1 protein-coding gene is annotated in these 1,332 nt (G+C 66.5%); it reads left to right on the top strand.

The annotated features are described in order from the left end of the window. Nucleotides 1–79: 79 nt before the first annotated feature. Nucleotides 80–1,288: a helix-turn-helix domain-containing protein gene (locus ACM5SV_RS36565; protein WP_012757661.1), complete on the top strand. Its 1,209-nt coding sequence runs from the start codon at nt 80–82 to the stop codon at nt 1,286–1,288. The last annotated feature ends 44 nt before the right edge of the window (nt 1,289–1,332 follow it).

Raw genomic sequence — 1,332 nt, forward strand, 5'->3', positions numbered from 1 at the left:
TGTCCGACCCGGATAGATAGGTAACAGAACGGACCGTTTACATAGGTGACAGTTCTCTAGCAGCCGGGAGGGCCCGGCGATGGTTTGGAGAGAGACTGGCATCATGGACGAGCGGCTGCGCTTTGTTGGGGAATGTCTTGCGGGCGAGGAGACGATGACGGCGCTGTGTGCGGCCTACGGGATATCGCGCAAGACGGGCTACAAATGGTTGGAGCGGTATCGGGCGCTCGGCCCTGCGGGGCTTATCGACCTGCCGCGGGCGCCGCTTGAGCACGGGCGGGCAACGGCGGCGGAGCTGGTGGCGCGGATCGTGGCGGAGAAGGAGGCGAATCCGCAGTGGGGGCCGAAGAAGGTGCTGGCGCGGCTGAAGCGGTCGGCGCCGCAGCTTTGCTGGCCGGCGGCCTCGACGATAGGCGAGATCCTGAAGCGACACGGGCTGGTCGGGCGCCGGCGGCATCGCTGGCGGGCGGCTGGTTGCGGCCCGTTCGCGCCGGCCAACGGGCCCAATGCGGTGTGGAGCGCCGATTACAAGGGCTGGTTCAGGACCCGCGATGGGCGGCGCTGCGAGCCACTGACGGTGATGGATACGGCGAGCCGCTTTCTGCTGGCGCTGGAAGCCTGCGCGACGCCGGCCGAGGTAGAGGCCTGGCCGGTGTTCGAGCGGCTGTTTGCCGAGCACGGACTGCCGGAGCGCTTTCGCAGCGACAACGGTTCGCCCTTCGCGGCGATCGGCGTCACCGGGCTGACGACGCTTGCTGTACGGTTCATCAAGCTCGGCATCGGCCTGGAGCGCATCCAGCCGGGCAAACCGCAGCAGAACGGCCGCCACGAACGCTTCCATCTGACGATGCTGCCGCTGGCCATGGCGCCGGAGGTCGACCATGCCGCGCAGCAGGCGGTCTTTGACGCATTTCGCCAGAATTACAACGCCGAGCGTCCACACGAGGCGCTCGCTATGGACGTGCCTGCTGATCATTACCGACCATCACTGCGGCGCCTGCCCGACCGCCTGCCTGAACCGGACTATCCGGCCGAGGCGGCGGTGCGCCGGGTGCGCTCCAATGGCGAGATCAAATGGAACGGTGACCTCGTCTATGTCGCAGCAGCGCTGGCCGGCGAGGTCGTGGCGATCGAGGAGAGTGAAGCGGGCATCTGGACGCTACGCTTCCATGCCCATCCGCTCGGCATCATCGACAAGAAGACCAAGCGGCTTGTCCGCCCCAGCGCCCTGCAACCCCGACCAGCCGGCGCAGGGGCGGACACTGGTCTACAAGGGGGAGAACTGTAACCCATCTATCCGGTTCAATCTGTTACCCATCTATCGGCTGGACA

It is taken from the genome of Rhizobium sp. CRRU65, from assembly GCF_048551595.1.
Classification (GTDB): Bacteria; Pseudomonadota; Alphaproteobacteria; order Rhizobiales; family Rhizobiaceae; genus Rhizobium; species Rhizobium leguminosarum_J.

What these genes read in the sequence shown, in the direction of transcription:
- ACM5SV_RS36565 (WP_012757661.1), top strand. Translation starts at nt 80, where the DNA reads ATGGTTTGGAGAGAGACTGGCATCATGGACGAGCGGCTGCGCTTTGTT.